Below are 3,795 nucleotides of genomic sequence, written 5' to 3' on the forward strand. Positions count from 1 at the left end.
ATGCTCAAGATAGTACCGAACGGCTGAGGTCAGGTCTAGCTCCAAGTCGCGGTTTTGGATGTCGGTGATCATTCTGTACATCAGCTCCAGGTGAATGCGATCCTCTTTGGTGAGCAGCTCATACTTGCCATTAGGGCTGTTGTTGAGGGCAGCCAAGGCCTCTTTGGTGGCGGTAGCCTTTTTGGAAGGAGGCTTAAGGCGGGCATCCCGTAGCAAAAGAAACTGAAGCTCAGGGTGAGCACTCACCAATTGGTTGAAGTTATTGACCTGCCCATACATGCTGCCGGGATCCACTTGGATAAAGGCGATCACCCGCTTCTGGTCGGAGAAATAGAGGTGATCTGGAAGCTTGCGTTTGCCCAGCTTCAGGGCACTCATGGGGACAGGATGGATCCCTTGCAGGGCATTGACGATGGTGCGCAATTTGCCGATATCAGCTGTGCTGTCCATAATCGCCTCTTGGGGATAGCTGTCACGAAGCTGGGCCTCGGTATCACGGAGGTAGGGTTCCAAGACTTCGGCAAGATCCTCAGAGAGGCCGGGTGGCTGGGGAGGCGGAGCTACAGCAACAAGACTCTGGGCAGGAAGAAGGGGGATGAGCAGTTGTTTGAGGGTTTGCAGCTCAGTTTCGAGCCGCTGGACACGGGCGGCTAGATTGCTGGCAGTGGGTACAACTTGCACCTGGGGAGGGAGAGGGATCCCGTTGATGTAGTGGCGATAGTAGGCTGAGGCTCGGTTGAGAATGGCGCGGATGGAGGGTTGACCAAGAATATCGCTTAGGTCATCGGCGGTGAAGAGAGCTTGGAGGTGGATCCCTGAGGGCAGACGGGTTTGCAGAAGGGTTTGAAGCTGGGGAGCAGGTGGGGGATCCAGAGAGAGAACGGTTTGGGAGAGACGATCAACGGTGGCCCGGTCAAATTGGGTTTGGAAATGTTGCCAACGGTCGGGGAACAGATTGAGGATAAACAGACTGTTGGGGATACGGGTAAAAAGCTCTTTCAGGGCATCGCCCAAGTTGAGGAGGATATCTCGATTTTCTTCTCGGCCCAAAGCTTCCAATTGGTCAAAGACAATAATGAGAGGTCGGTCAAGCAGCGAGAGCCTACCGATGACTTTCATTCCTTCTAGAGCAAAGGTGTTGCGGTCGAGATCTGCACTCCAGGGGGGCAACCCAATCAAGCCGGTATCCTCGGGATCCAGGTCGGTACCGCTGAGCCAGCGGATGATCTGTTGACGGCGGTTGGGATCCCTGTAGCTGCAGTATTTGATGATGCCCTTGAGAATGTTTTCGGTGGAACCGGTGAGAAAGTTTTGCTCTGCCCACCAGCGCAGAACCCGTTTTTCAATGGCTTGCCATTGTTGACGACGACGCTCGGTGCCTTCTGCTCCCAGGCAATGAAAGAGGTTGAGGGGATCCGCCGTGAGAAGGGAGAGAAACTCTTCAGTTTTTGAGGTTTGGGGGAAGGTTTTCAAGATTTCCACAAAGCTCTTGGCAATCAAGTAGTCGAGCTGGGTGTGGTGATGGGCATCTACCCGTTCGCGCAGGGATTCCAGGGTGTGGCTGTAGATGTGGTGGTAGATGTTGTCGGGATGGGTGGGCTGAGGGATAAACAGGAGACGGTTGTGGCGCAGGAGGTTTTGGGCCACCCGCATGATCAGGTGGGTCTTGCCGGATCCAGGTTCTCCCAGTAAGACAACCCCTCGGCTCTGGTGGTTGGGATCCCGTTGGATGTCCTGTAGGGTGGCAGTGAGCTGCTGGTACTGAGGCTGATAGATGGTGGTCTCGTCGGGATAATGCTGAAAGGGATTGTCAACTCTGCTGTTGGCGAAAGGATTGGGAACATTCTGGGCTTTGAGCTGAGCGTGGGTGAGGTGGCGATAGAGGTGGTAGGTAAAGAGGGCATCGTAGCTGGCGTCGTGGGCCAGTTTGGAGTTGAAATAGCCGCTCTCCAGTTGGATACTAAGATGTTTGCTAAGATACTCTAGACTGTAGCTGGGGAGGTTGGGGAAACATTCCTTGGCAGCTAGCCAAGTGCAAAAAACGGGGTTAGAAAGCCACTCTTGGTTAGCTTGCTCAAAGGCTTGTTTAAGGATTTTTAGGTCTTGCTCTGCGTGGTGGAAAACAAGAGTCTTGCCTTGTGCCAAGCGCCGCAGGTCAGCAACGATTTGGGCCAAAGGTTTGGGCTGGGGGTGGTGGGGCGAGTATTCTTGGGTGTAGGCATGGTAAATAAGCTTGCCGCTGCTGTCGATAAGGGCGATTTCTTTGAGGTTGGGGTTGCCCTCGGTGTCGATAACCAAGTAGCTCATGGAGGGGCGGGATCCCGTGATGCTAATGAGCTCAATATCTCAGTGTAATTCCACCGGATCTCGACCGTCAAACGGGGGGATCCCTGAGCAAGCTAGCTCTGAGATAGGCGCTTCACCTCAGCTCCAGAGAGCAGGCGATGGGCTTCTTGCAACAAAGCCGGGATCCGGTCGCGGTGGGGGCTGTGGATAAGATAGGGTCGCAGGGCTTCGGCATCCACTTTGTCTGCCCGCTGGCCGGGGAGCCAACTGCCGGCATTGCCCAACAGGTTGTAACGGCTCTTGGCATAGTCCACCAAGTCATAGGCCAAGACCAAATTGCGCAGCAGCAGAATGAACGGGATATTCACTTGTCCGGGGGTTTGGTCGTAGCGAGGCAGGCCCTGGTGCCAAGTTTTGGCGTAGTGCTCTCCCACCTTCTCGATCAAAGCTTGCTCTAGGCGGGCCAGGATCGGCGGCAACAGCTCATCAGCCCGATCCAACAGCTCCACCGCCCGCAGGTGCTCATCAAAATCGCTGGGTCGAGCTGCCCCAATGCTGAGGGTGTGAACCTGGGGATGGGACAGACAGAACAGGTCGTTGAAGACCATTGGGCTGAGAGGTTGGCACAGCTGCACCAGCTTGGCGGGCGGATCGTAAAGCCTGCCCCCCTTGTCTGAGGGACTGATGATGAATACCCCCATATCCTGCTGGGCGGCAGCCTCAATGGCGGGCCAGTTGGTTTGGTTGACAAAATACCAGTGTAGGTTGACGTAATCAAAGCCCCCTGACTGTATGGCTTCCACAATCAACTCCGTTGGCCCATGGGTGGAGAAGCCAACGAAACGCACCCGTCCCTGCCGTACCAGGCGCTGACACACCTCCAGGCACCCCCCTGGACGCAGGCTGTGTTCCAAGTCTTCCCAGGTATTCAACCCGTGGATGGCCAGCAGATCCACATAATCGAGGTTCAAGTAGCTCATCGATTGCTCGAACTTGGCCAGGAACTGCTGCGGGTCGGCGCTGGGGCCAATTTTCGTCTGCACAATCAGATCTTGCCGGGGAAAGAGCGGCAAAATGCGGCCCAACTGCATTTCAGAAGTGCCATAGCCGCGGGCAGTTTCGATGTGGTTGATGCCCACCTCCAAGGCCCGGCGAATCGTCGCCTCCAGGTTCTGCTGGCTTGCCGCTGGGATCCCTGACCAAGGAGTATCTTGCCAACTGTGTTGATAGCGCATGCCACCACAGCTCAGCACAGGCATAGGCAGCTCGGTACGCCCAAATCTGCGATACTGCATGGTTTTTCCCCTGGACTAAGCCCCATTTTAGGGCGGGCTTTCCATACCCCACCGCCGAAACTTGAACCCTGAGCCGGCCGCATTGTGCAGCAGTCACCGTCAGAAATCAAGAAATCAGATCAGTCTGGAAATGTGAGGGCTGCAGGGGAGCGACTAAGCTAGAGTGTTTTAGGAGTACGGGGCTGACGGGGCTCGAACCCGCAACTTCCGCCGT

2 protein-coding genes are annotated in these 3,795 nt (G+C 55.6%); both read right to left on the minus strand.

Annotation, left to right across the window (positions count from 1 at the left end; genetic code table 11):
* The coding region (locus tag NW856_RS11155) for an AAA family ATPase (protein ID WP_414400300.1) at positions 1-2,307 on the minus strand (2,307 nt) is incomplete at its 3' end.
* 92 nt (positions 2,308-2,399) lie between these two features.
* On the minus strand, positions 2,400-3,581 hold the full coding sequence (locus NW856_RS11160) for an aldo/keto reductase (protein ID WP_414400302.1): 1,182 nt from the start codon (positions 3,579-3,581) through the stop codon (positions 2,400-2,402).
* Between the last annotated feature and the right edge of the window lie 214 nt (positions 3,582-3,795).

The sequence above is a fragment of the Synechococcus sp. R3-13 genome (assembly GCF_047462195.1).
Classification (GTDB): Bacteria; Cyanobacteriota; Cyanobacteriia; order Thermostichales; family Thermostichaceae; genus Thermostichus.